Source organism: Leclercia sp. 29361 (assembly GCF_011290365.1).
Taxonomy (GTDB): Bacteria; Pseudomonadota; Gammaproteobacteria; order Enterobacterales; family Enterobacteriaceae; genus Enterobacter; species Enterobacter tamurae.
On sequence record NZ_CP049786.1, the window covers coordinates 4920419 to 4943774 of the forward strand.

General features: G+C 55.0%; 21 protein-coding genes and 1 pseudogene. 9 read left to right on the plus strand and 13 right to left on the minus strand.

The features are described 5' to 3' along the window. The first annotated feature begins 136 nt into the window (after nucleotides 1-136). From glmS to G7090_RS23560, 8 genes and pseudogenes are all read left to right on the plus strand, one after another. Nucleotides 137-1966 (plus strand): glutamine--fructose-6-phosphate transaminase (isomerizing), encoded by a 1830-nt coding sequence (gene glmS, locus G7090_RS23525; RefSeq protein ID WP_106995544.1) that lies wholly within the window; start codon nucleotides 137-139, stop codon nucleotides 1964-1966. 288 nt (nucleotides 1967-2254) lie between these two features. Then, nucleotides 2255-3295 carry a phosphate ABC transporter substrate-binding protein PstS gene (gene pstS, locus G7090_RS23530; RefSeq protein WP_106995545.1) on the plus strand — a complete coding sequence of 347 codons (1041 nt, stop codon included), beginning with the start codon at nucleotides 2255-2257 and terminating at the stop codon, nucleotides 3293-3295. Between the two features lie 82 nt (nucleotides 3296-3377). Then, nucleotides 3378-4337 carry a phosphate ABC transporter permease PstC gene (gene pstC / locus G7090_RS23535; protein ID WP_106995546.1) on the plus strand — a complete coding sequence of 320 codons (960 nt, stop codon included), beginning with the start codon at nucleotides 3378-3380 and terminating at the stop codon, nucleotides 4335-4337. Then, nucleotides 4337-5227, plus strand: a complete 891-nt coding sequence (pstA, locus tag G7090_RS23540; RefSeq protein WP_106995547.1) for a phosphate ABC transporter permease PstA — start codon at nucleotides 4337-4339, stop codon at nucleotides 5225-5227. Before pstC ends, pstA begins: the two co-directional genes overlap by 1 nt. A gap of 47 nt (nucleotides 5228-5274) precedes the next feature. Continuing rightward, a complete protein-coding gene (gene pstB / locus G7090_RS23545; RefSeq protein WP_106995548.1) occupies nucleotides 5275-6048 on the plus strand; it encodes a phosphate ABC transporter ATP-binding protein PstB in 774 nt (257 codons plus the stop codon). 14 nt (nucleotides 6049-6062) lie between these two features. After that, nucleotides 6063-6788 carry a phosphate signaling complex protein PhoU gene (gene phoU, locus G7090_RS23550; RefSeq protein WP_166185014.1) on the plus strand — a complete coding sequence of 242 codons (726 nt, stop codon included), beginning with the start codon at nucleotides 6063-6065 and terminating at the stop codon, nucleotides 6786-6788. A 327-nt stretch (nucleotides 6789-7115) separates the two neighbouring features. Further along, a complete protein-coding gene (locus G7090_RS23555) occupies nucleotides 7116-8654 on the plus strand; it encodes a carbohydrate porin (RefSeq protein ID WP_166185017.1) in 1539 nt (512 codons plus the stop codon). Between the two features lie 25 nt (nucleotides 8655-8679). Further along, nucleotides 8680-9845, plus strand: a pseudogene (locus tag G7090_RS23560) (esterase). Nucleotides 9846-9885: 40 nt separating this feature from the next. Here the strand turns inward: G7090_RS23560 and yieH are convergent. Continuing rightward, a complete protein-coding gene (gene yieH, locus G7090_RS23565) occupies nucleotides 9886-10551 on the minus strand; it encodes a 6-phosphogluconate phosphatase (RefSeq protein WP_106995551.1) in 666 nt (221 codons plus the stop codon). A gap of 168 nt (nucleotides 10552-10719) precedes the next feature. Here yieH and G7090_RS23570 point away from each other — a divergent pair, with 168 nt between their 5' ends. After that, entirely contained in the window at nucleotides 10720-12054 is a 1335-nt protein-coding gene (locus G7090_RS23570) for an NCS2 family permease (RefSeq protein ID WP_146145543.1), read from the plus strand. A gap of 96 nt (nucleotides 12055-12150) precedes the next feature. On the opposite strand, the gene G7090_RS23575 is transcribed toward G7090_RS23570, so the two are convergent. The 12 genes from G7090_RS23575 to rpmH form a co-directional block, all read right to left on the minus strand. Beyond that, a complete protein-coding gene (locus G7090_RS23575) occupies nucleotides 12151-12717 on the minus strand; it encodes an NADPH-dependent FMN reductase (RefSeq protein ID WP_106995553.1) in 567 nt (188 codons plus the stop codon). A 20-nt stretch (nucleotides 12718-12737) separates the two neighbouring features. Beyond that, on the minus strand, nucleotides 12738-13484 hold the full coding sequence (locus G7090_RS23580; RefSeq protein WP_166185020.1) for a 4'-phosphopantetheinyl transferase superfamily protein: 747 nt from the start codon (nucleotides 13482-13484) through the stop codon (nucleotides 12738-12740). Nucleotides 13485-13627: 143 nt separating this feature from the next. Further along, on the minus strand, nucleotides 13628-14590 hold the full coding sequence (yidZ, locus tag G7090_RS23585) for an HTH-type transcriptional regulator YidZ (RefSeq protein WP_106995555.1): 963 nt from the start codon (nucleotides 14588-14590) through the stop codon (nucleotides 13628-13630). After that, nucleotides 14559-15734, minus strand: a complete 1176-nt coding sequence (locus G7090_RS23590) for an MFS transporter (RefSeq protein WP_166185023.1) — start codon at nucleotides 15732-15734, stop codon at nucleotides 14559-14561. The genes yidZ and G7090_RS23590 overlap by 32 nt, the downstream gene beginning before the upstream one ends. A 111-nt stretch (nucleotides 15735-15845) precedes the next feature. Beyond that, entirely contained in the window at nucleotides 15846-17102 is a 1257-nt protein-coding gene (tnaB, locus tag G7090_RS23595; RefSeq protein WP_166185026.1) for a low affinity tryptophan permease TnaB, read from the minus strand. A 90-nt stretch (nucleotides 17103-17192) separates the two neighbouring features. Continuing rightward, entirely contained in the window at nucleotides 17193-18608 is a 1416-nt protein-coding gene (gene tnaA, locus G7090_RS23600) for a tryptophanase (RefSeq protein ID WP_166185030.1), read from the minus strand. Nucleotides 18609-18835: 227 nt separating this feature from the next. Next, nucleotides 18836-18913, minus strand: coding sequence for a tryptophanase leader peptide (gene tnaC, locus G7090_RS23995; RefSeq protein WP_106995624.1), 78 nt, complete (start codon nucleotides 18911-18913; stop codon nucleotides 18836-18838). Between the two features lie 194 nt (nucleotides 18914-19107). Continuing rightward, nucleotides 19108-20472 (minus strand): tRNA uridine-5-carboxymethylaminomethyl(34) synthesis GTPase MnmE, encoded by a 1365-nt coding sequence (mnmE, locus tag G7090_RS23610; protein ID WP_166185033.1) that lies wholly within the window; start codon nucleotides 20470-20472, stop codon nucleotides 19108-19110. 103 nt (nucleotides 20473-20575) lie between these two features. Further along, nucleotides 20576-22216, minus strand: coding sequence for a membrane protein insertase YidC (gene yidC / locus G7090_RS23615; RefSeq protein ID WP_166185037.1), 1641 nt, complete (start codon nucleotides 22214-22216; stop codon nucleotides 20576-20578). Nucleotides 22217-22218: 2 nt separating this feature from the next. Further along, nucleotides 22219-22476, minus strand: a complete 258-nt coding sequence (yidD, locus tag G7090_RS23620) for a membrane protein insertion efficiency factor YidD (protein WP_015585463.1) — start codon at nucleotides 22474-22476, stop codon at nucleotides 22219-22221. Beyond that, a complete protein-coding gene (rnpA, locus tag G7090_RS23625) occupies nucleotides 22440-22799 on the minus strand; it encodes a ribonuclease P protein component (protein WP_014072458.1) in 360 nt (119 codons plus the stop codon). The genes yidD and rnpA overlap by 37 nt, the downstream gene beginning before the upstream one ends. A 16-nt stretch (nucleotides 22800-22815) precedes the next feature. Further along, nucleotides 22816-22956, minus strand: a complete 141-nt coding sequence (rpmH, locus tag G7090_RS23630; protein ID WP_002220736.1) for a 50S ribosomal protein L34 — start codon at nucleotides 22954-22956, stop codon at nucleotides 22816-22818. Between the last annotated feature and the right edge of the window lie 400 nt (nucleotides 22957-23356).

The following is a 23356-nucleotide window of genomic DNA, read 5'->3' on the forward strand; positions in this document are numbered from 1 at the left end:
GGGATAACATAATCCCCCGCCCACAGGCAGTCTCTAAAAATATAACCCCACTCTCTACAAGGCTCGGGGCGCCCAAAAAGGGCACATACAGGTCAGCGACAACGCAGGCGAAAGCCTCTATTCGGAATCTAAAACTATGTGTGGAATTGTTGGCGCAGTCGCGCAGCGTGATATTGCTGAAATCCTTCTCGAAGGGTTACGTCGTCTGGAATACCGTGGTTATGACTCTGCCGGTCTGGCAGTGGTCGATGCAGAAGGGCACATGACCCGTCTGCGTCGCCTCGGTAAAGTAAACATGCTGTCGCAGGCCGCGGAAGAAACCCCGCTGCACGGCGGTACAGGCATTGCCCATACCCGTTGGGCGACCCACGGTGAACCTTCTGAAGGCAACGCGCACCCGCATGTCTCTGAACACATTGTGGTGGTGCATAACGGCATCATCGAAAACCACGAGCCGCTGCGCGAAGCGCTGACTGAACGCGGGTATACCTTCGTGTCAGAAACCGACACCGAAGTGATTGCTCACCTGGTTCACTGGGAGCTGGAGCAGGGCGGTACGCTGCGTGAAGCCGTACTGCGTGCCATCCCACAGCTGCGCGGCGCCTACGGCACCGTGATCATGGACAGTCGCGATCCATCCACCCTGCTGGCCGCCCGTTCGGGCAGCCCGATGGTGATTGGTCTGGGGATGGGCGAAAACTTTATCGCTTCCGACCAGCTGGCGCTGCTGCCGGTGACCCGTCGCTTTATCTTCATGGAAGAGGGCGATATTGCCGAAGTGACCCGCCGCGACGTGAAACTGTTTGATAAATCTGGTGCGCCGGTGAAGCGTCAGGATATCGAATCCAGCCTGCAGTACGACGCGGGTGACAAAGGTGCTTACCGTCACTACATGCAGAAAGAGATCTACGAGCAGCCAAACGCCATCAAAAACACCCTGACCGGGCGCATCAGCCACGGGGAGGTGGATCTGAGCGAGCTGGGGGCTAACGCCAACGAGATGCTGGCTAACGTCGAGCATATTCAGATCGTGGCCTGTGGCACCTCCTACAACTCAGGTATGGTCTCCCGCTACTGGTTTGAAGCCCTGGCTGGTGTGCCATGCGACGTGGAAATCGCCTCTGAATTCCGCTATCGCAAATCGGCCGTGCGTCGTAACAGCCTGATGATCACCCTGTCGCAGTCCGGTGAAACCGCCGACACCCTGGCGGCGCTGCGTCTGTCCAAAGAGCTGGGTTACCTCGGTTCGCTGGCGATCTGTAACGTGCCGGGCTCCTCTCTGGTGCGTGAATCCGATCTGGCGCTGATGACCAAAGCCGGCACCGAAATCGGTGTGGCCTCTACCAAAGCGTTCACCACTCAGCTGACGGTCCTGCTGATGCTGGTGGCGAAACTGGCCCGTCTGAAAGGGGCGGATGCTTCTGTTGAGCATGACATCGTGCACGGCCTGCAGGCGCTGCCGAGCCGCATTGAGCAGATGCTCTCTCAGGACAAACGCATTGAAGCCCTGGCGGAAGCCTTCTCTGACAAACATCACGCCCTGTTCCTTGGCCGTGGCGATCAGTACCCGATCGCGCTGGAAGGCGCGCTGAAGCTGAAAGAGATCTCCTACATCCATGCGGAAGCTTACGCCGCAGGCGAGCTGAAACACGGCCCGCTGGCGCTGATCGATGCGGATATGCCGGTGATCGTGGTGGCACCTAACAACGAACTGCTGGAAAAACTGAAATCCAACATCGAAGAAGTCCGCGCCCGTGGCGGTGTTCTGTTTGTCTTCGCAGATAAAGATGCCGGTTTCGTCAGCAGTGACAACATGCACATCATCGAGATGCCGCATGTTGAAGAGGTGATTGCGCCAATCTTCTATACCGTACCGCTGCAGCTGCTGGCGTATCACGTCGCGCTGATTAAAGGTACCGACGTTGACCAGCCGCGTAACCTGGCGAAGTCCGTTACCGTAGAATAACCCCTCCAGCTCCACCTTCGGGTGGAGCTTTTTTATCCGCGTTTTTAAATGACAAACTGTCATCTTCAGCTATTTTTTCAGTGTCACAGAAAGAAAATTTTTCTGAAATCATAGCGTCATAAAATCTATCAAGTAACTGATAAAAAACAATTATTCTGATTTTCTTTAAGCAAAATTGTGGCTGTCATAAAACTGTCATAATTCGTACATTTCTCTGTCACCTGTTTGTCCTATTTTGCTCATCGTAGCCACTAAACAACGATTTACGAAAATCTTGCAGGAGACATTATGAAAGTTATGCGTACCACTGTCGCAACTGTTGTCGCCGCGACCTTATCGATGAGCGCGTTCTCTGTATTCGCAGAGGCAAGCCTGACTGGCGCTGGTGCAACCTTCCCTGCGCCGGTGTATGCCAAATGGGCTGATACCTACCAGAAAGAGACTGGTAACAAGGTGAACTACCAGGGTATCGGCTCCTCCGGTGGCGTTAAACAAATTACCGCAAATACCGTTGATTTCGGTGCATCTGACGCGCCGCTGTCGGATGAAAAACTGACGCAGGAAGGCCTGTTCCAGTTCCCGACCGTTATCGGTGGTGTTGTGCTGGCCGTGAATATCCCTGGTCTGAAGTCCGGCGAGCTGGTGCTGGATGGCAAAACCCTGGGTGATATCTACCTCGGCAAAATCAAAAAATGGGATGATGAAGCCATCACCAAACTGAACCCGGGCGTGAAACTGCCTTCGCAGAACATCGCTGTGGTTCGTCGTGCTGACGGCTCCGGTACCTCCTTCGTCTTCACCAGCTACCTGGCGAAAGTAAACGAAGAGTGGAAATCCAAAGTGGGTTCCGGCTCTACCGTGAACTGGCCGACCGGTCTGGGCGGTAAAGGTAACGACGGTATCGCGGCCTTCGTACAGCGTCTGCCTGGCTCAATCGGCTACGTAGAATACGCTTACGCCAAGCAGAACAACCTGGCGTACACCAAGCTGGTCTCTGCTGATGGCAAACCGGTTAGCCCGACCGAAGAGAACTTTGCTAATGCCGCCAAAGGCGCTGACTGGAGCAAATCCTTCGCACAGGATCTGACCAATCAGAAAGGTGACGAAGCCTGGCCAATTACCTCTACCACCTTCATCCTGGTCCACAAAGATCAGAAGAAGCCAGAGCAGGGCGCTGAAGTGCTGAAGTTCTTCGACTGGGCATACAAAAATGGCGGCAAACAGGCTAATGACCTGGATTACGCCAGCCTGCCGGACAGCGTGGTTGAGCAGATTCGTGCTGCATGGAAAACCAACGTGAAAGACAGCAGCGGTAAAGCGCTGTACTAACAGGATATTTTTGACGAAGATGGCGGGTGGCGTGAGCTTACCCGCCAACTTTCGTGAAACGTCTCAAACAGAAGAGTAATTTATGGCTGCAACCAAGCCTGCATTTAACCCTCCGGGTAAAAAAGGTGACATGATTTTCAGCGCGCTGGTAAGACTGGCTGCGCTGATTGTGCTATTGCTGCTGGGCGGCATTATCGTGTCTCTGATTTTCTCCTCGTGGCCGAGCATCCAGAAATTTGGTTTCTCCTTCCTGTGGACCAAAGAGTGGGATGCCCCGAACGATATCTACGGTGCGCTGGTGCCGATCTACGGCACGCTGGTGACCTCCTTTATCGCCCTGCTAATTGCCGTGCCGGTGAGCTTCGGTATCGCCCTGTTCCTGACGGAGCTGGCGCCGAACTGGCTGAAGCGTCCGCTGGGTATTGCCATTGAGCTGCTGGCGGCAATCCCGAGTATCGTTTACGGCATGTGGGGCCTGTTTATCTTTGCCCCGCTGTTCGCGACATACTTCCAGGAGCCGGTGGGCAACGTCCTGTCGAATATTCCGTTTGTCGGCGCGCTTTTCTCCGGTCCGGCGTTCGGTATCGGGATCCTGGCCGCAGGCGTCATCCTCGCTATCATGATTATTCCGTACATCGCGGCGGTGATGCGCGATGTCTTCGAACAGACCCCGGTGATGATGAAAGAGTCGGCCTACGGCATCGGCTGCACCACCTGGGAGGTTATCTGGCGCATCGTCCTGCCATTTACCAAAAATGGGGTGATTGGCGGTGTAATGCTGGGTCTGGGTCGTGCGTTGGGTGAAACCATGGCCGTGACCTTTATCATCGGTAATACCTACCAGCTCGACAGCGCCTCGCTCTACATGCCGGGCAACAGCATCACCTCGGCGCTGGCTAACGAATTCGCTGAAGCGGAATCGGGCCTGCACGTTGCCGCGCTGATGGAACTGGGCTTAATTCTGTTTGTTATTACCTTCATCGTTCTGGCGATCTCCAAAGTGATGATCATGCGCCTGGCGAAAAATGAGGGGGCACGCTAATGGCAACGCTTGAAATGCAAAACACCGTGGAGCTGGCGGAATCACGCCGCAAAATGCAGGCGAAGCGCCGCATGAAGAACCGCCTCGCGTTGACGCTCTCGATGGCGACGATGGCCTTTGGTCTGTTCTGGCTGATCTGGATCCTGTTCTCCACGGTAACGCGCGGTATCGACGGCATGTCGCTGGCGCTGTTCACCGAGATGACCCCACCGCCGAATACGGCGGGCGGTGGTCTGGCGAACGCCCTGGCGGGCAGCGGCTTGCTGATCCTCTGGGCGACCGTGTTTGGTACACCGCTCGGCATCATGGCGGGGATCTATCTGGCGGAGTACGGCCGTAAATCCTGGATTGCGGAAGTGATCCGCTTCATCAACGATATTCTGCTCTCTGCCCCGTCGATTGTGGTCGGTCTGTTCGTCTATACCATCGTGGTGGCGCAGATGGAGCACTTCTCCGGCTGGGCTGGGGTGATTGCGCTGGCGCTGCTGCAGGTGCCGATCGTCATCCGTACCACCGAGAACATGCTGAAACTGGTGCCGGACAGCCTGCGTGAAGCGGCCTACGCGCTGGGCACGCCGAAGTGGAAGATGATTTCTGCCATCACCCTGAAAGCGTCTATCTCCGGGATCCTGACCGGCGTCCTGCTGGCCGTCGCCCGTATTGCCGGTGAAACCGCACCGCTGCTCTTTACCGCCCTCTCCAACCAGTTCTGGAGCACGGACATGATGCAGCCGATCGCCAACCTGCCGGTCACCATCTTTAAATTTGCGATGAGCCCGTTTGCCGAATGGCAGTCACTGGCCTGGGCCGGGGTACTGATTATTACCCTGTGCGTACTGTTACTGAACATTCTGGCGCGCGTTATTTTCGCGAAGAAGAAACACGGTTAATTATTGACGGCGTGGCACGCTGCGGCGCCGGATGAGGAAATGAGTCAATGAGTATGGTCGATACTGCCCCGGGGATCCTTTCGGTTCGTGATCTGAACTTCTACTACGGCAAGTTCCATGCCCTGAAAAACATCAACCTGGATATTGCTAAAAATCAGGTTACGGCATTTATCGGTCCGTCGGGCTGTGGGAAATCCACGCTGCTGCGTACCTTTAACAAAATGTATTCACTCTATCCGGAGCAGCGCGCCGAAGGCGAAATCCTGCTCGATGGCGATAACATCCTGACCAATACCCAGGATATCGCCCTGCTGCGTGCCAAAGTGGGCATGGTGTTCCAGAAACCGACGCCGTTCCCGATGTCCATTTATGACAATATCGCCTTTGGCGTACGCCTGTTTGAGAAGCTCTCCCGTGCCGATATGGACGAGCGCGTGCAGTGGGCCTTGACCAAGGCCGCATTATGGAACGAAACCAAAGATAAACTTCACCAGAGCGGATACTCTCTCTCCGGTGGTCAGCAGCAGCGTCTGTGCATTGCGCGTGGTATCGCCATTCGCCCGGAAGTGTTATTGCTGGATGAACCGTGCTCAGCGCTGGATCCGATCTCTACTGGCCGTATCGAAGAGCTGATCACTGAGTTAAAACAGGATTACACCGTAGTGATCGTCACCCACAACATGCAGCAGGCCGCGCGTTGTTCAGACCACACGGCGTTTATGTACCTGGGCGAGTTGATTGAGTTCAGCAACACGGACGATCTGTTCACCAAGCCCGCGAAGAAACAAACAGAAGACTACATCACCGGACGCTACGGCTGATTCAGGAGGGCGCAATGGATAATCTCAATCTTAATAAACACATTTCCGGCCAGTTCAACGCAGAGCTGGAAAGCATCCGCACCCAGGTGATGACCATGGGCGGAATGGTCGAGCAGCAGCTTTCTGACGCGATCACCGCAATGCATAACCAGGACAGCGAGCTGGCGAAGCGCGTGGTAGAAGGCGACAAACACGTCAACATGATGGAAGTGGCGATCGACGAAGCCTGCGTGCGCATCATCGCCAAGCGTCAGCCGACGGCGAGCGACCTGCGTCTGGTGATGGCGATCATCAAAACCATCGCCGAGCTGGAACGTATTGGCGACGTGGCGGACAAGATCTGCCGCACCGCGCTGGAGAAATTCTCCCAGCAGCACCAGCCGCTGCTGGTGAGCCTGGAGTCGCTGGGGCGCCACACCGTGCAGATGCTGCACGACGTGCTGGATGCCTTTGCGCGAATGGATCTGGATGAAGCGGTGCGTATCTACCGTGAAGACAAGAAGGTCGACCAGGAGTACGAAGGCATTGTGCGTCAGCTGATGACCTACATGATGGAAGATACGCGCACCATCCCAAGCGTTCTGACCGCCCTGTTCTGCGCCCGTTCTATCGAGCGTATCGGCGACCGTTGCCAGAACATCTGCGAATACATCTTCTACTTCGTGAAGGGCCAGGATTTCCGTCACGTTGGCGGGGATGAACTGGACAAAATGCTCGCGGGTAGCGATCCAAAAGAGTAATTTTTCTCTGACGCCAGCTTTGCTGGCGTTATATTTAAATATCAAACTATTTTCTCTGCGAATAAATCACCGTATCGCTGCGTAATAATATTGCCGTCAGTCACACTTCCCTCTTTTCCCGGTTGTTTTCTTTTCTCTTCTACCCTAAAACATCCCGTTATTAACGCGAGCAACTGAAACACCTTAATACGCTAATAACGTTATTAAGCAAAACTGGATTGTTACCGCTATTACGCGGGCAAAACCTGAAAGTGATTATCTCCTTACGGAGGCTAATCGCTTTCAGGTTTTTTTATTTTAAAAGATAAATTAACAGGGACTAATATTATGTTCAGGAGAACCCTTATTACCTCGGCTATTTTAATGATGGCACCTCTCGGTTATGCCGGGTCTGCGTCATTAACGGTAGAGCAGCGCCTCGAATTGCTGGAAAAGGCGTTAGAAGAGACCCAGGCAGAGCTCCAGCAGTATAAAGATAAGGAGATCGTCAAAACCCGGGCCGCCACCCCGGCGAAGAAACCCGATGCCGTGCTGGTCAAAACGGGGGAGGCCACTACCGGGGAGGTTTATTCCTCCGTCACCATGAAAGACTTCAGTAAATTCGTGAAGGATGAAATTGGCTTTAGCTATAACGGCTATTTCCGCTCCGGCTGGGGCACGGCATCCCATGGTGCGCCGAAATCCTGGGCCATTGGCTCCCTCGGCCGATTCGGCAACGAATATTCTGGCTGGTTCGATTTGCAGCTTAAGCAGCGGGTCTACAACGAAGGCAATAAACGCGTCGATGCCATTGTGATGCTGGATGGCAACGTGGGCCAGCAGTACTCCACCGGCTGGTTTGGCGATAACGCGGGCGGCGAGAACTATTTGCAGTTCTCCGATATGTACGTCACCACCCAGGGCTTCCTGCCGTTTGCCCCGGAGGCGGATTTCTGGGTCGGGAAGCACGGCGCGCCGAAAATCGAAATCCAGATGCTGGACTGGAAAACCCAACGCACGGATGCTGCTGCGGGCGTCGGGCTGGAAAACTGGAAAGTGGGGCCCGGCAAGGTGGATATTGCGCTGGTGCGTGAAGACGTGGACGACTATGACCGTCAGCTCAAAAACAAGCAGCAACTGAATACCAATACCATCGACCTGCGTTATAAAGCGCTGCCGGTGTGGGATAAGGCCTCGCTGATGCTCAGCGGGCGCTATGTTGCGGCCAATCAAAGCTCAAGCGAAAAGTATAACCAGGACAACAACGGCTATTATCCGTGGAAAGACACCTGGATGGTCGGCACCACCTTAACGCAAAAACTGGATGGCGGCGGATTCAACGAGTTTTCCGTCCTGCTGGCAAATAACTCCATTGCCAGCAGCTTCTCGCGCTATGCCGGCTCCAGCCCGTTTACCACCTCCAACGGCCGCTATTATGGCGATCATACCAACGGGACGGCGGTGCGCGTGACCTCGCAGGGAGAGATGTATCTGCGGGATGACGTGATCATGGCCAGCGCGCTGGTCTACTCCTTCGGGAATGACGTTTACAGCTATGAAACCGGGGCCCATTCCGATTTCGAATCCATCCGCGCAGTTGTGCGCCCGGCGTATATCTGGGATCAATATAATCAGACTGGCGTTGAGTTGGGTTATTTCAAACAGCAGAACACCGACCTGATCGGCAAGAAATATTATGAGTCAGGCTATAAAACCACGCTGTTCCATACCTTCAAGGTCAATACCAGTATGTTGACCTCCCGCCCGGAATTACGTTTTTATGGAACCTATATTAAAGCGGACGAGACGGAATTAGATAATTTCACTTTCGAAGACCAAAAGAAGGATCAGTTTGCCATTGGTGCGCAGGCTGAAATCTGGTGGTAACCGGATCACATAAAGGACCCTATTAATGAAACGAATGAATACCGCGTTATCCGTTATTACGCTCTGTTTATCTCTCGGGCCATCGGCGTTTGCGGCCGATCTCCCCGCCGCCCCGGATCCCGCTCATCCGCTGAGCCAGTATGTCACGCAGGTGAATGCCGACAATACGGTGACATACCGCTACTTCGCCCCGGCGGCGAAAAGCGTCTCGGTGGTGGTGGGGGTCCCGACCCCGGAAAATATCCATCCAATGACCAAAGACGCCTCAGGTCTCTGGAGCTGGCGAGGTCCGGTGATGCAGCCCAATCTGTATGAATATTTCTTCAACGTCGACGGTGTGCGCAGCATTGATACCGGCACGGCGATAACCAAGCCGCAGCGGCAGGTGAACACCAGCATGGTGCTGGTGCCGGGCAGTCTTCTGGATATTAACCCGGTCCCGCACGGGGATCTGATTACCCTGACCTATCATTCGGCGGCGCTGAAATCGGAGCGTCAGCTGTTCGTCTGGACGCCGCCGGGCTACAACGGACAGGGAAAACCGCTGCCGGTGCTCTATTTCTATCATGGCTTTGGTGATACCGGGCGTTCGGCTATCGATCAGGGGCGTATCGCGCAGATCATGGATAACCTGCTCGCGGCCGGAAAAATTGCGCCGATGCTGGTGGTGGTGCCGGATACGGAAACCGATGCCGCGGGCATTGTTCCTGAAACCTTCGTGCCTAACGAGCGACGTAAGGCCTTCTATCCGTTGAATGCCCAGGCTGCCGACCGGGAGCTAATGAACGACATCATTCCGCTGATAAGCCAGCGGTTTAACGTGCGTGACGATGCCGAAGGACGGGCGCTGGCGGGGTTGTCGCAGGGCGGCTATCAGGCGCTGGTCTCCGGGATGAATCATCTTGAACGCTTTGGCTGGCTACCTTTAGCGGCGTTACCACCACTACGGTGCCGGATGCGGGCGTCAGCGCGCGGCTCAACGATCCGCAGGCCATCAATAAACAGCTACGCAATTTCACCGTGGTGGTGGGCGAGAAAGATGCGGTGACAGGCAAGGATATCGCCGGGTTGAAGCAGGAGCTTGAGAAGCGCCAGATCAAATTCGATTATCACGAATATCCGGGCCTGAACCATGAGATGGATGTCTGGCGACCGGCCTATGCGGAATTCGTCCAGAAGCTGTTTAAATAGCAAAAAGCCGTAAAGCCACAGGCTTTACGGCTTAACAGGCTTAGCGGGTAAGGTGCCAGCCGCGCGCTTTCCACAGTTCCGGCAGCTGGGCCAGATCGGTAAAGGTGGTCACCTTCGGATGGTCGAGCGGCGGGTTGTGCGGATCGGCGCAGAAGTAAAACACCTCCATGCCCGCGGCGATCCCCGCCTGCGCGCCTGCGCTGGAGTCATCCACCAGGACGCAGTTCTCCACGTTGACGTTCATCGCTTTCGCGGCATGGAACATCATGGCCGGATCGGGTTTCCAGCGCTGAATATCGTAGCCGCTGAACAGTTTTTCCGGGAAATGGTGCAGCATCTGTAGCTTGCCAAGGGAGTGCTGCATTTTGCTTACCGGACCGTTAGAGACCACGCACATCGGCACCGCCATTGAATCCAGCAAGGCGCTGGCCCCGGCGATCGTCTCCAGTTCGGAGTCGAAGAGGCGTGCGACCTCGGCGCGGTAAACAGGCTCCAGATCCGCTTTCGCGAGGCTGACGCCGTGTTCGGCGTTAATAATGTCGATGATTTCGTAGAGCTTCACGCCCTTAAAGCGTTTGAACGTCTCTTCGAGATCGAGCGTGATACCAAATTCCTGGAACATGGTGACATACGCCCGGGAACAGATGACCTCACTGTCGACCAGCGTACCGTCGCAGTCGAAAAATACCGCTTCAATCTGAGACATGCATTTCCCTTTCTTAACAAGTTTAACGTTTACGTGCTGCATTACGTTGAGACGCAATCGTTGCCGTATAAGCAAATTCAATGAAAAAAAGTGCCCCTCAACCGCCCCTATTGTCGCATTTTGGTATAGGATAGCGACGGATTTTCCCTCCTTGTTCGGAAATAGATGATGAGTCAACAACACACTACCCAGTCTTCTGGCGCGGGTTTGCTTGAGCGCGTGTTTAAACTGCGCGAACACGGCACGACGGCACGCACCGAAGTGATCGCCGGTTTCACCACCTTCCTGACGATGGTCTATATCGTTTTCGTGAACCCGCAAATTCTGGGCGTTGCTGGCATGGATACCAGCGCCGTCTTCGTTACGACCTGTTTGATCGCCGCCTTCGGCAGCATCCTGATGGGACTGTTCGCTAACCTGCCGGTTGCTCTGGCACCGGCGATGGGTCTGAACGCCTTCTTCGCCTTTGTGGTGGTTCAGGCGATGGGCCTGCCGTGGCAGGTGGGGATGGGCGCTATCTTCTGGGGCGCCGTCGGTCTGCTGATCCTGACCATTTTCCGCGTGCGTTACTGGATGATTGCCAATATTCCCGTCAGCCTGCGTGTGGGCATCACCAGCGGTATTGGCCTGTTCATCGGCATGATGGGGCTGAAAAACGCCGGTGTGATCGTGGCGAACCCGGAAACCCTGGTCAGCATCGGTAAACTGACCTCCCACAGCGTGCTGCTGGGCGTGCTGGGCTTCTTCATCATTGCGATTCTGGCCTCACGTAACATTCACGCGGCGGTGCTGGTCTCCATTATTGTGACCACCCTGCTGGGCTGGATGCTGGGCGATGTGCAGTACAGCGGCATTGTCTCCGCGCCGCCGAGCGTCACTACCGTGATCGGCCATGTCGATCTGGCGGGCTCGCTGAACCTGGGTCTGGCCGGGGTGATCTTCTCCTTCATGCTGGTGAACCTGTTTGACTCCTCCGGGACGCTGATCGGCGTGACCGATAAAGCCGGGCTGGCGGACGAGAAGGGCAAATTCCCGCGCATGAAGCAGGCGCTGTATGTGGACAGCATCTCTTCCGTGGCCGGTTCCTTTATTGGCACCTCGTCCGTAACGGCCTACATCGAATCCTCTTCCGGTGTCTCTGTCGGTGGCCGTACCGGTCTGACCGCCGTGGTGGTTGGTCTGCTGTTCCTGCTGGTGATCTTCCTGTCACCGCTGGCGGGCATGGTGCCGCCGTACGCCGCCGCGGGCGCGCTGATCTACGTGGGCGTGCTGATGACCTCCAGCCTGTCGCGCGTGAAGTGGGACGATCTGACCGAAGCGGTTCCGGCGTTTATTACCGCGGTGATGATGCCGTTCAGCTTCTCCATCACCGAAGGGATTGCGCTGGGCTTTATCTCTTACTGCGTGATGAAGGCGGGCACCGGACGCTGGCGTGAAATCAGCCCGTGCGTGATGGTCGTTGCGCTGCTGTTCGTGCTGAAGATTGCGTTTATTGATGCGTAACAAACAGCAAGCCCTTTTCTAAGAAAAGGGCTTTAGTGTTTGCACCCTCTCCCCGTGGGAGAGGGCCGGGGTGAGGGCTCCAGCCCTCAACTCCCCCTACGCTTTAACCCGCTGAATATACTTCCCAAACGCGCTCAATTGCCCGCTCAGATGATCCAGCGTGCTCTGGTCAATCACTTCACCCGTCTGCGGGTCGACCTTATTCTGAATCACGCCGCCCATAAATTCCGGCTTGTTCATCACCATCGCATCCAGGAACACCAGGATCTGGCGCAGATGATACTGACAGCGTGCGCCGCCAATCGCCCCCATGGAGCTGGTCTGGATCAGCACCGGTTTACCTGCCAGCGGCTGGTCCGGCAGGCGGGAGAGCCAGTCAATGGCGTTCTTCAGGCCACCCGGCACGGAGTAGTTATATTCCGGAGTGACAATCACCACGCCGTCCGCTTCGCGGATCTGCGCCGCCAGCGCTTCTACGGCAGCCGGGAACCCCTCTTCCTGCTGCACATCCGCGTCATACAGCGGAATATCGCCAATCGACGGCAGAGCGCTAATCTCCATGCCCTCGGGCGCCAGCTTCGGCAGCGTGCGGGCAACCATCCCGTTGAATGAACCCTTGCGCAGGCTTCCCAGTAACGTAACAACCTTTAACGTATCAGACATCACTACTCCTTCTTGAAAGGTCAGGTGAGGATAATCGCTTTTTCCGCCGGGAGACTGGTCAGACGCATCAGGCGTGCGGCCGGTTCGTTCGCGCGGGCGGGGACGTCCGGCAGACTGTGCCATCCGAGGCGGCTGTCGAACTCCCAGATTTTTAGCCGTTCAATGGCCGGGGTAACGGCAATAGACCAGATCAGGACATCTTCGGCGTCGCTTAAGGCTTCAACCTGGGCGGCTCTGGCGGCCCGCAGGCGACCGGAGCCCGGTAACAGTTGCAGCAGGCTGGCGCAATCACTGGCATCGCCTGAAAGCTTACGGATGCTCTGGCGCAGGGTAATCAGCTGCGCTCTGGCTTCGTGGGGATCGTTCTGGTTACGCACCCATAAGTTCTCATTGCTGGAGAGCGGGTAGATGTCATGGGCGTGGGATCCATCCGGGCTGCGGAATGCCCGCTGCAGCTCCATATCCAGACCGCAATCGCCTTCAGTCGTCAGCGCCAGGCCCACGATATTGCCGGCGTAGGCAATGGAAAAACGGGGAAGCTCCGGATCGGCAAACACCGGTCGTCCCTCGGGCTCGGTGATCACGTCCGGCAGCTCGCTGGTGCCATAAAGCATAAACAACAGTTCAGCCAGCAGCATCCGGGAAGCCAAAAACCGTGTGCGGCGATGTTCAGGAAGCTTCCGCGCGTCGTTATAACAGGATGAAGAGAGTCTGGTTGAGACCAGCCGTCCCTCGGTCAGCTTCCCTCTTGCAAAATGCGTAGCCATTTTTCGCTCCATGATAATGGTCAGTAGTTGGGTTAAACGGTTACATGATTATCGCTTAACTCGCTTACTGTTTTAATGGCTAAATGGAGGTAAGGGAAGTTTTGCGGCGGAACTTTACATTTTCTTAGGCAAAATCAGGGGTCTTAGCGCAGCGGCGGGCCGTACAGCGCCTTGATCGTCTCTCTCAGCCAGAGGATTTTGGGATTGTGACTGTTACGCTTATGCCAGATCAGGGTGAAGGGCACGGTGAGCTTCTGGGCCTGGGCTTCATCAATGGGGATCGGCAGGGCGATCAGCTTTCGCTGGTGGAGTTGATTGTAGTGTTGGCAGTAATGCGGGGCGGTGGCAATGTAGTTATGACCCGGCTGCGCCGCCATAAACATCGACTGCTCGAACCCCGGCAGGCTCATGGCGATATTGCGCGGACGCCCCATCTCCCTCAGCACTTCATCCAGCGCCCAGGTATCGCTGCGCTCCCAGAAGATGCTGATATGCGGGTAGCGCAGGAAGGTCTCGAGATTCCACTCCTCCTGCAGCGCGGGATGGTCTTCGCGCAGATAGACGCAGGGACGATCGCTGAACAAAATTTCGTAGTCGATAAACCACGGCATCAGCTTTAACAGCTCCCGGGAGCGGGGGTGCGTTTCGCGCCCGGTAAAACCGAGATCGACCTCTCCCCGGGTAATGGCGTCCAGCGAATCGTAATCCCAGTGGCGCATCTTCACCGTGGCCTGCGGGTAACGCTGGTTTACCTGCTCCAGCAGAGTGTTAAAGCGGATCAGCATCAGCGGCGTTTCCGCCGCCAGCTCAAACGTCAGGCCGCCAGGGGAGTCATGGTGGAATTTATCGAGGATCTGGTTGCCAATCTGCATCCAGTCGGCCAGATCCTGCTCCAGACTCGTCGTCAGCGGCGTCGGCAGCAGCCCCAGCGGGGTCTTCACAAACAGCGGATCGTCAAACCAGTCGCGCAGCTTCGCCAGCGATTTACTTACCGCGGACGGGGTGACGTTCATCCGTTTCGCGGCTTTGGTAACGCTGCGTTCCTGCAGCAAAAGCTGCAGGCACAACAACAGGTTAAGATCGAGACTGCTGAGGGGCTTCTTCATGGTGCGCTGTGGGCCGGATAAGCAAAAGGAGGAGGATGCAAAGCATGCTACAGCCAATCAGCACCCCGATCAGCATATTCAGTGCATTCAACCCGATTATGGCCGCCAGCCAAATCCACAGCGACGAACCGCAGACCTGGGCGATACCCAGCACCGAGCTTGCCACCCCGGCGCGCAGGGCAAACGGGCCCAGCGCCTGGCTCATCGCCACGCCAAAGCCCACTGAGAACCCGGCACAGATCAGGGTAATACCCGCCAGCATCAGGGCATTGGAACTGGCGGTCGCCAGCAGTCCGCCTGCCGCCAGGAACAGCACCTGTGAGGTGAGCATCAAGGTGCGCTGTTTAAAGAGGTTCAGAGCGAACGGCGTTGAGAAGGAGACGGCCATACTGACCAGCGCGGTTAAGGCCATCACCGTGGAATACTCCCCGCGATCAAAGCCCATAACTTCCATCAGCAGCACCGGGGAAACGTTTACATAGGTAAGGATCACCGCCACGCTCAGGGTGGTGACCAGCAGTCGGCTGATAAAGAAGCGGTTGAGCAGCTTCTCTTCCGGCGGGACCGACGCGGAATGTCCCCGGTTGTTCGCTCCGGGATGGGTCTCTTTCAGGACCGTAATCGACAGGATAAAGACCAGCATCCCCATTGCTGCCATTGTCCAGAACAGGCTTTGCCACGGGAACCGCAGCATAATCAGGTAACCCACCACCGGTGCCAGCACCGGAATAATGCAGGTGATGCCGTTCATCATGGAGAGCACTTTGGCGCGGCGCTGGGCGCTTAAGGTATCGCGCAGGATCGCAAAGGCCACCACGTAGCACCCGCCTGCACCGACGCCCTGGATAAAGCGCCCGGTCAGGAACAACGTACTCTCTTCGGCTATTGAGCACAGCACGGAGGCCAGGGCAAAAACCACCGCCCCGGTAATGGCGACTGGCTGCCGACCGGTTTTGTCAGCAATCTTCCCGGCAAACACCATCGACGATGCCATCCCCGCGAGGTAGGCCGAGAACGCGATATGCAGCTGCGCCTCGCTGGCACCGAGATCGCGGGCGATGTGCGGTAGCCCCACCAGATACATATCAATGCCCGACGGATAAAGCAGCACCAGCGCAAAACTACAAAACAGAAAACGAGCCATAACACCCCCATAAAGACAGGCATGAAGCATAGGGGGAGAAGGGGAAAGTGGCGAGTTGCCATTTGGACAAAGGTGATTTCCTGTGAGGAAATCACCTTTTGATGAACAGATTCAGCCAAAGCGCGGTAAGAAATGGAAGGTATTCCCGAACCAGCAAACGATGACCACGATCCCGAACAGGATCACCAGCGAGGGAATAACCCTGCCGCCCCAGACGGTGAATGTCTTATTCGGGAATTTTTGTCTCGCTTTCAGGGCGAGGATCGCCGGGACAATCACCGCCCATATGGTTGCGCATAATCCCGCCCCGCCAATACCGTAGATAAATCCGTTCGGGAAGATGAGGTAGAGCAGGGTAGGTGGCAGGAAGGTGAGCATAATCGTTTTCAGGCGACCAGACGGTGAATTGTCGAGTTTAAAGAGGTCGGCAAGATAATCGAACAGGCCCAATGTGACCCCGAAGAACGAGCTGGCCACGGCTAAATTGGAGAAAACCAACAGGCAGAATTCAATCACTCCATGCTGCCGGGTGCCGAGGAAAGATTTCACCAGCGAATCGACATTGCCTCCCGACGAGATGATCTCACTGAAGCTATCGCGGGTAATATTCCCCATCGTGCAATAGAGCCAGAACAGATAGATTAAAAGGGCCAGCAGCGAGCCATAGACAATGCTTTTTATCAGTTTATCTTTTCGCTTACCGTAGCAGATGATCAGGCTGGGAATGTTGCCATGAAACCCAAACGACGCCAGACAGACGGGCAGGGCCATAAAGATGTAGGGGAAGTAGGTGGTATTGCTGGCCGATGTAACGTTGATATCTCTCAGGATTGAATAATCGACCTGAAAGAAAAAAGACCCAAATACAACGATAAAGGCGATGATCTTAATCCCTAAAAACAGTGAGGTAATTCGGCTGGCCGCCAGCGAGCTAAACCATAATACGGCCGCCACGAAGATCGCCGTACAGACACCCACTATCCGGGGATTAACATGCGTTCCCTGATTCATGGCGATGGTTTCACTGATGATGGCGCCGTTTGCGGAGATATAGGCATACGTCAGAATATAAAGCACAAAGGCGACCGTGAAACCGCTGACGATATTCCACTTATTGCCAATCAGATCTTTTGTAATGGTATTAAAGCTTGAACCGACCGGGTAATTTAAATTCGCCTCTAACAATAATAATCCGGAATGAAGCATGGAAAACCAGGCGATAATTAAAATAAACGCACCCCAAAAAAACCATGCCCCAGCCAGATCCACGGGTAAAGCAAACATCCCCCCGCCAATAACGGTACCTGCTATAACCATCACACCCCATACCGAGGAGTGTTTAGTCTCTAATTCTAAAGCGTTATCCATGGTGCCCCCATCAATTATGGTAAGCTTGATGTCGTTGAATTCTTTATTTTGCGGGTGGCTAAAATTATTTAGCCACCCGGGGACAGAGGGTTAAACTTCTTTGAGTCTGGCAGTGAAGTGACGTAATACTTTTGGTTCGTAGGTGAAGGTTAACCCTTTAATGTTCATCGCATTCTCTTTAACGTGCTTAAAGGCTTCGACGATGAAATCCATGTGCGACTGCGTATAGGTGGCGCGTGGAATGGTTAAACGCAGTAACTCTGCCGGGCAGGGTAACTGCTTGCCGGTTTTCGGATCGCGACCTAACAAGAACGAACCGATTTCCACTGCGCGAATGCCCGCCACTTTGTAGAGCTCACACGCCAGCGCCTGCGCCGGGAACTGTTCTGCCGGAATATGCGGCAAGAGTTTACCGGCATCCACAAAGGCAGCATGTCCGCCCGCCTGCTGACAAACCACACCGATGGCTTCCAGGCCGTCGACCAGGTATTGCACCTGATTAATGCGGTATGCCAGCCAGTCCTGGCCCATGCCGTCATGCAGGCCGACAGCCAGACGTTCCATGGCGCCGCCTTCAAGACCGCCATAGGTCGGGAAGCCCTCCTGCACGACGCACAAGGTTCTGCACTCGGTATAGACGTCGAAATAGTCGTCATTCTTAATACACAGCAGGCCACCCATTGGCACCATGGCATCTTTTTTAGCCGACATGGCCAGCATATCCGCGTACTTGTACGTCTCCCGGGTAATTTCCGCGATGGTCCAGTCTTTATATTCCGCTTCACGTTTTTGAATGAAGTACGCATTCTCGGCGAAGCGCGCGGAGTCCATCACCACCGGGATGTCGTATTTTCTGGCAATCGCGTACATCGCCTTCAGGTTCGCCAGCGACACCGGCTGTCCACCGGCGGAGTTGCTGGTAATGGTGGCGACGATATAAGGGACGTTGGCTGGACCCACTTCTTCGATGCCGTTTTCCAGACCCTGCAGGTCAAAGTTGCCTTTAAAATCGTAACGAATGCCGGTATCAAAGGCTTCCTTGATATACACGTTGCGCACGGTACAGCCATTTATCTGGCTATGTCCCTGGGTGGTATCAAAAAAGTAGTTAGAGAAGGCGACCATTTTCGTGCGGTCTAATCCCTTCTCCTGCTCGCGCTTTTTAATCAGCACTGGAATATAGATCTGCTCAGCGCCGCGTCCCTGATGGGTCGGGATAGTATACTGGTAACCGAAAATGCTTTTCACGGCGTCGGACAGCGCATAATAACTGCGACTTCCGCTATAGGCTTCATCACCGCGCAGCATCGCGGCCTGCATATTCTGTGTGACTGCGCCGGTGCCGCTGTCGGTCAGTAAATCTATAAAGACGTCTTCGCTATCCAGCAGAAACGGGTTCATGCCGGATTTAATGATGGCGTTGTCGCGATGCTCCCTTGTGGTGCGTTTAACCGGCTCAATAACTCTGATGCGAAATGGCTCTGGTAAATGTTTGAAGTTTTCCATTATATAATTCCTGTTTTTATCGCAGCGGTGCTGGTGGCTATTTTTAATAACCATTAATACAGGCATGCCCGGGCAGCCATATTGCTACGCAATCGGGAGAATATATTTCCCCGACATGGGCGTGCAAAGGCGCGATTGCAGTCTTATGGACGCAATAATTTCAGGTATACCAAATAAATAGAGTGTTAATCTATTCTGGTTGCATAGAGATGAGAGGCGAAGGGAGACTATGGATGGTGATTGACAATTTGATTGTCAATATTGAACCACTTAGAGGTGAGGTATGTATTTAAGATAATCGTCATTGATTTATCCTCATTAGACACGCTACTACACTATTCGAATGAGAATATTTGTCTATGCTCAGGTATATTAATTGTGATTGTAATCACAGAGAATATAATAAGGATATATGTTATTTATTTAGCTAATATTGAAAACAAAAAAGCCGCAATAACAAGAATGTTATTGCGGCTTTTTTGCAGAGGGCTGAAACGGTTTATTTTCCGATACAGAAACTTGAGAAGATGCGTCCCAGCAGGTCATCAGAGGTAAACTCCCCGGTGATCTCGCTTAACGCCTGCTGCGCCAGACGCAGCTCTTCCGCCAGCAGTTCTCCTGCCCAGGCGCCCAGCAGCTGGGCTTTACCCTGATCCAGATGCATCGCCGCCTGTTCCAGCGCCTGCAGATGACGACGACGGGCGAGGAAGCCCCCCTCCATGCTGGTATCAAAGCCCATGCTCTGCTTCAGATGGTTGCGCAGCGCATCCACGCCCTCACCGGTACGCGCCGACAGGCGGATTAGTGAGTGACCATTCACATCACTCAGGCCCAGTGTCTCACCGGTGACGTCGGCTTTGTTACGCACCACGGTGATCGGCAGTTTCGCTGGCAGACGGGCGATAAAGTCCGGCCAGATCTCCGCCGGGTCGATCGCCGCGGTGGTGGTGCCATCCACCATAAACAGCACCCGGTCAGCCTGCTCGATCTCCTGCCAGGCGCGCTCGATACCGATGCGCTCCACTTCGTCGCTGGCATCGCGCAGCCCGGCGGTGTCGATGATATGCAGCGGCATCCCGTCGATGTGAATATGCTCCCGTAGCACGTCGCGGGTGGTACCGGCGATGTCGGTCACAATCGCCGCTTCACGGCCCGCCAGGGCGTTCAGCAGGCTCGATTTCCCGGCGTTCGGACGCCCGGCAATCACCACCTTCATCCCTTCGCGCAGCAGGCTGCCCTGACGCGCTTCGGCACGCACCGCGTCCAGATCGCTCATTACGTCGTTAAGCTGGGCTTCGATTTTGCCATCGGAGAGGAAGTCGATCTCCTCATCCGGGAAATCAATGGCCGCTTCCACGTAGATCCGCAGGTGAGTGAGTGCTTCCACAAGGTGGTTCACGCGGTTGGAAAAAGCACCCTGCAGCGAGTTCAGGGCCGAGCGGGCGGCCTGCTCGGAGCTGGCGTCGATCAGGTCGGCAATCGCCTCGGCCTGGGCCAGATCCAGCTTATCGTTCAGGAAGGCGCGCTCGGAGAACTCACCCGGTTTGGCGATGCGCAGGCCCGGCAGAGACAGAATGCGTTTCAGCAGCAGGTCGAGGATCACCGGCCCGCCGTGGCCCTGCAGTTCGAGCACGTCTTCACCGGTAAAGGAGTTCGGGCCCGGGAACCACAGCGCGATGCCCTGGTCCAGCGCCGTACCGTCGGTATCTTTAAACGGCAGATAGTCGGCGTAGCGCGGCTTTGGCTGTTTACCCAGCACAGCTTCCGCCACCTCGCGCGCCTTCAGGCCGGAGATACGCAGAATGCCCACACCACCGCGTCCCGGTGGGGTTGCCTGGGCGACGATAGTGTCGTTATGGCTCATGGTTTGTCTCTTCTTAATACAATAAAAAAGGCGGTCTATAGACCGCCCTTTAATTTATCTTCCATTTGCCGGGTGGCGCTTCGCTTACCCGGCCTACTTAGTGTCAGGAATTTTTCTTCTCGCGGCTATGCAGGCCACGTTTTTCCAGACCACGGTAGATCAGCTGCTGCTGAAGGATGGTTACCAGGTTGCTGACGATATAGTACAGCACCAGACCTGACGGGAACCACAGGAAGAACACGGTGAAGATGACCGGCATAAAGGTCATGATCTTCTGCTGCATCGGGTCGGTCACGGTGGTAGGCGACATCTTCTGGATGAAGAACATCGTCACGCCCATCAGGATCGGCAGGATGTAGTACGGGTCCTGTGCAGACAGGTCATGGATCCACAGAGCGAACGGCGCATGGCGCAGCTCAACGGAGCCCATCAGCATGTAGTAGAGCGCAAGGAAGATTGGCATCTGGATCAGCAGCGGGAAGCAGCCACCCAGTGGGTTCACTTTCTCGGCTTTATACAGGGCCATCATCTCCTGGCTCTGACGCTGCTTATCATCGCCCAGACGCTCACGCATCGCCTGAATCTTCGGCTGCAGCATACGCATCTTCGCCATGGAGGTGTACTGCGCTTTAGTCAGCGGGTACATGATGCCACGAACGATAAAGGTGATAACGATGATGGAGAAGCCCCAGTTACCCAGGAAGCTGTGGATCCACTTCAGCAGCTTGAACAGCGGCTGAGAGATGAACCACAACCAACCGTAGTCTACGGTCAGATCCAGGTGCGGTGCTACGGCTGCCATCTTGTCCTGAATTTCCGGGCCGACCCACAGGGTGCTGCCCAGCGTACCGGTTTGACCCGGCTGAATCAGAACCGGCTCAGACTTATAGCCGATAGCGGCAACGCCGTTCAGGTTCGCGGTGTAGAAATTGTTGGAACCTGCGTTATTCGGCACCCATGCGGTCGCGAAATACTGTTGCAGCATCGCCACCCAACCGCCTTTCGAGCTGACGTTCAGGTTTTCGTTATCGGCGATGGTGTCGAATTTGTATTTCTCGTACTTGGTATCTGGCGTGGAGTACGCTGCGCCACGGAAGGTATGCAACGCGAAGTTGTTGCTTCCGGTGTCACGGTGCGACGGCAGATTGATGGTTTGCTTCAGCTGACCAAAGGTGGAGAGCTCCAGCGGTTTCGCACCGGTGTTCTGCACGTTATAGCCCACGTTCACCGCAAACTCACCGCGTTTCAGGGTGAAGGTTTTGGTGAAGGTGTTGCCCGCCGCATCAGTGTAAGTCATCGGGATCGCGAGTTCGTTCTGGCCATCAGCCAGCACAAACGCATCTTTATCGACGTTATACAGTGGACGTGCGCCGTTAGCCGGATTATCCGGGCCATCACGACCGGTCAGGCCGCTCTGTGCCTGGTAGATAAACTGCGGTGTGGTTTCCAGTAACTGGAACGGCTCGTTAGAACCGAGCTCTTTCGGGTAAGTTACCAGCAGCGCCTGCTCAACATCACCACCACGGGTGTTGATAGTCAGCTCAAGCACATCGGTCTTAACCGTAATCAGTTTACCCTGGCCACTGGCCGGTACGCCCTGGTCGGCGGCGCTACCCGCTGCGGTGGTCGTTGTCTGCGTGATCTGCTGCTGAGGTTGAGGATTTTTATCCTGCTCCCAAGCCTGGAAGATCATGAAAGACACGAACAACAAAGCGATGATAAGAAGATTGCGTTGCGAATCCATCGTTAGTGTTCTCTGGTATCAAAAGGTCCTGGAGGGACGGGATCGTCTCCACCTGGGTGTAAAGGGTGGCATTTTAATACGCGTTTCACCGTCAACCAACTGCCTTTTATCACTCCAAACCTGCGCAATGCCTCAATTCCGTAGCTTGAGCATGTTGGCGTGAAACGGCAGTGTGGCCCGAGTAGCGGACTAATCAGGCGTTGATAGACCCGGATAAGGCCGATCAGGACCCGTGAGCCAGGCGACAGTGGCGGCGCCATAATTTTTCCAACGCTTCCGAGAGAGCACGGTTATCGAGGTCGGCAACCCCTTTTTTTGCCACCACCACGAAATCCATCGAAGGCAGTTCATGCTGACGTAAACGGAAGCTTTCACGCGTCAGACGTTTAATCCGATTGCGTTCATGCGCGCGCTTAACGTTTTTCTTGGCGACAGTGAGACCGATACGGGGATGCCCCAGCGAATTTTGGCGGCCGAGGATGGTGATTTGCGGCGTGCCAGCCCGTTGTGGCTGCTGGAAGACGAAAGTGAAATGAGTGGGAGTTAACAAACGTAACTCCCTGGGAAATGCTAGCTTAACCACGCAGGGGTTAGCTTAATTACTTGGAAACGGTCAGACGTGAACGGCTTTTAGCACGACGACGTGCCAGAACCTGACGACCATTTTTAGTAGCCATACGAGCACGGAAGCCGTGAGAACGGTTGCGCTTCAGTACAGACGGTTGAAAAGTGCGTTTCATGGCGATTTCTACCTAAACTTGAATAAATTCAATGACTTTTTATGGAGTCCGAACGAATAACGAACACTGGACGCCGAAGCCATGGGTGATTAAAGAGGCCGGATTGTAATAATTGTACACTCCGGAGTCAATTCTCTTTCCTTATTTCCCGCGTCTTTCCGCACGTTTTTAGCGTGCAAATTGAGCAGCATCAGACGCAGGTCTTCGAGTCCCACGCGCCGGGTGGGGAATTATACGGGCTCCAGGCCAAATCGCAAGGATCGTCCAGGATCTTCGTTAGATCATTTCAGCAAAAAATCGTCTTTACTCATTAATTTTTCCAATATGCGGCCTAAATCGTGGGGGCGCGTCGTCAGGATCGTTTACACTTACCCCGTTTCGATCCTCCTGTGGATAAAAC

What these genes read in the sequence shown, in the direction of transcription:
- G7090_RS23555 (WP_166185017.1), top strand. Translation starts at nt 7,116, where the DNA reads ATGTTCAGGAGAACCCTTATTACCTCGGCTATTTTAATGATGGCACCT.
- rpmH (WP_002220736.1), bottom strand. Translation starts at nt 22,956, where the DNA reads ATGAAACGCACTTTTCAACCGTCTGTACTGAAGCGCAACCGTTCTCAC.
- tnaA (WP_166185030.1), bottom strand. Translation starts at nt 18,608, where the DNA reads ATGGAAAACTTCAAACATTTACCAGAGCCATTTCGCATCAGAGTTATT.
- G7090_RS23575 (WP_106995553.1), bottom strand. Translation starts at nt 12,717, where the DNA reads ATGTCTGATACGTTAAAGGTTGTTACGTTACTGGGAAGCCTGCGCAAG.
- pstB (WP_106995548.1), top strand. Translation starts at nt 5,275, where the DNA reads ATGAGTATGGTCGATACTGCCCCGGGGATCCTTTCGGTTCGTGATCTG.
- tnaC (WP_106995624.1), bottom strand. Translation starts at nt 18,913, where the DNA reads ATGACGATTATCTTAAATACATACCTCACCTCTAAGTGGTTCAATATT.
- G7090_RS23580 (WP_166185020.1), bottom strand. Translation starts at nt 13,484, where the DNA reads ATGGCTACGCATTTTGCAAGAGGGAAGCTGACCGAGGGACGGCTGGTC.
- G7090_RS23570 (WP_146145543.1), top strand. Translation starts at nt 10,720, where the DNA reads ATGAGTCAACAACACACTACCCAGTCTTCTGGCGCGGGTTTGCTTGAG.
- yidZ (WP_106995555.1), bottom strand. Translation starts at nt 14,590, where the DNA reads ATGAAGAAGCCCCTCAGCAGTCTCGATCTTAACCTGTTGTTGTGCCTG.
- yidD (WP_015585463.1), bottom strand. Translation starts at nt 22,476, where the DNA reads ATGGCGCCGCCACTGTCGCCTGGCTCACGGGTCCTGATCGGCCTTATC.
- yidC (WP_166185037.1), bottom strand. Translation starts at nt 22,216, where the DNA reads ATGGATTCGCAACGCAATCTTCTTATCATCGCTTTGTTGTTCGTGTCT.
- yieH (WP_106995551.1), bottom strand. Translation starts at nt 10,551, where the DNA reads ATGTCTCAGATTGAAGCGGTATTTTTCGACTGCGACGGTACGCTGGTC.
- pstA (WP_106995547.1), top strand. Translation starts at nt 4,337, where the DNA reads ATGGCAACGCTTGAAATGCAAAACACCGTGGAGCTGGCGGAATCACGC.
- pstS (WP_106995545.1), top strand. Translation starts at nt 2,255, where the DNA reads ATGAAAGTTATGCGTACCACTGTCGCAACTGTTGTCGCCGCGACCTTA.
- phoU (WP_166185014.1), top strand. Translation starts at nt 6,063, where the DNA reads ATGGATAATCTCAATCTTAATAAACACATTTCCGGCCAGTTCAACGCA.
- tnaB (WP_166185026.1), bottom strand. Translation starts at nt 17,102, where the DNA reads ATGGATAACGCTTTAGAATTAGAGACTAAACACTCCTCGGTATGGGGT.
- G7090_RS23590 (WP_166185023.1), bottom strand. Translation starts at nt 15,734, where the DNA reads ATGGCTCGTTTTCTGTTTTGTAGTTTTGCGCTGGTGCTGCTTTATCCG.
- pstC (WP_106995546.1), top strand. Translation starts at nt 3,378, where the DNA reads ATGGCTGCAACCAAGCCTGCATTTAACCCTCCGGGTAAAAAAGGTGAC.
- mnmE (WP_166185033.1), bottom strand. Translation starts at nt 20,472, where the DNA reads ATGAGCCATAACGACACTATCGTCGCCCAGGCAACCCCACCGGGACGC.
- glmS (WP_106995544.1), top strand. Translation starts at nt 137, where the DNA reads ATGTGTGGAATTGTTGGCGCAGTCGCGCAGCGTGATATTGCTGAAATC.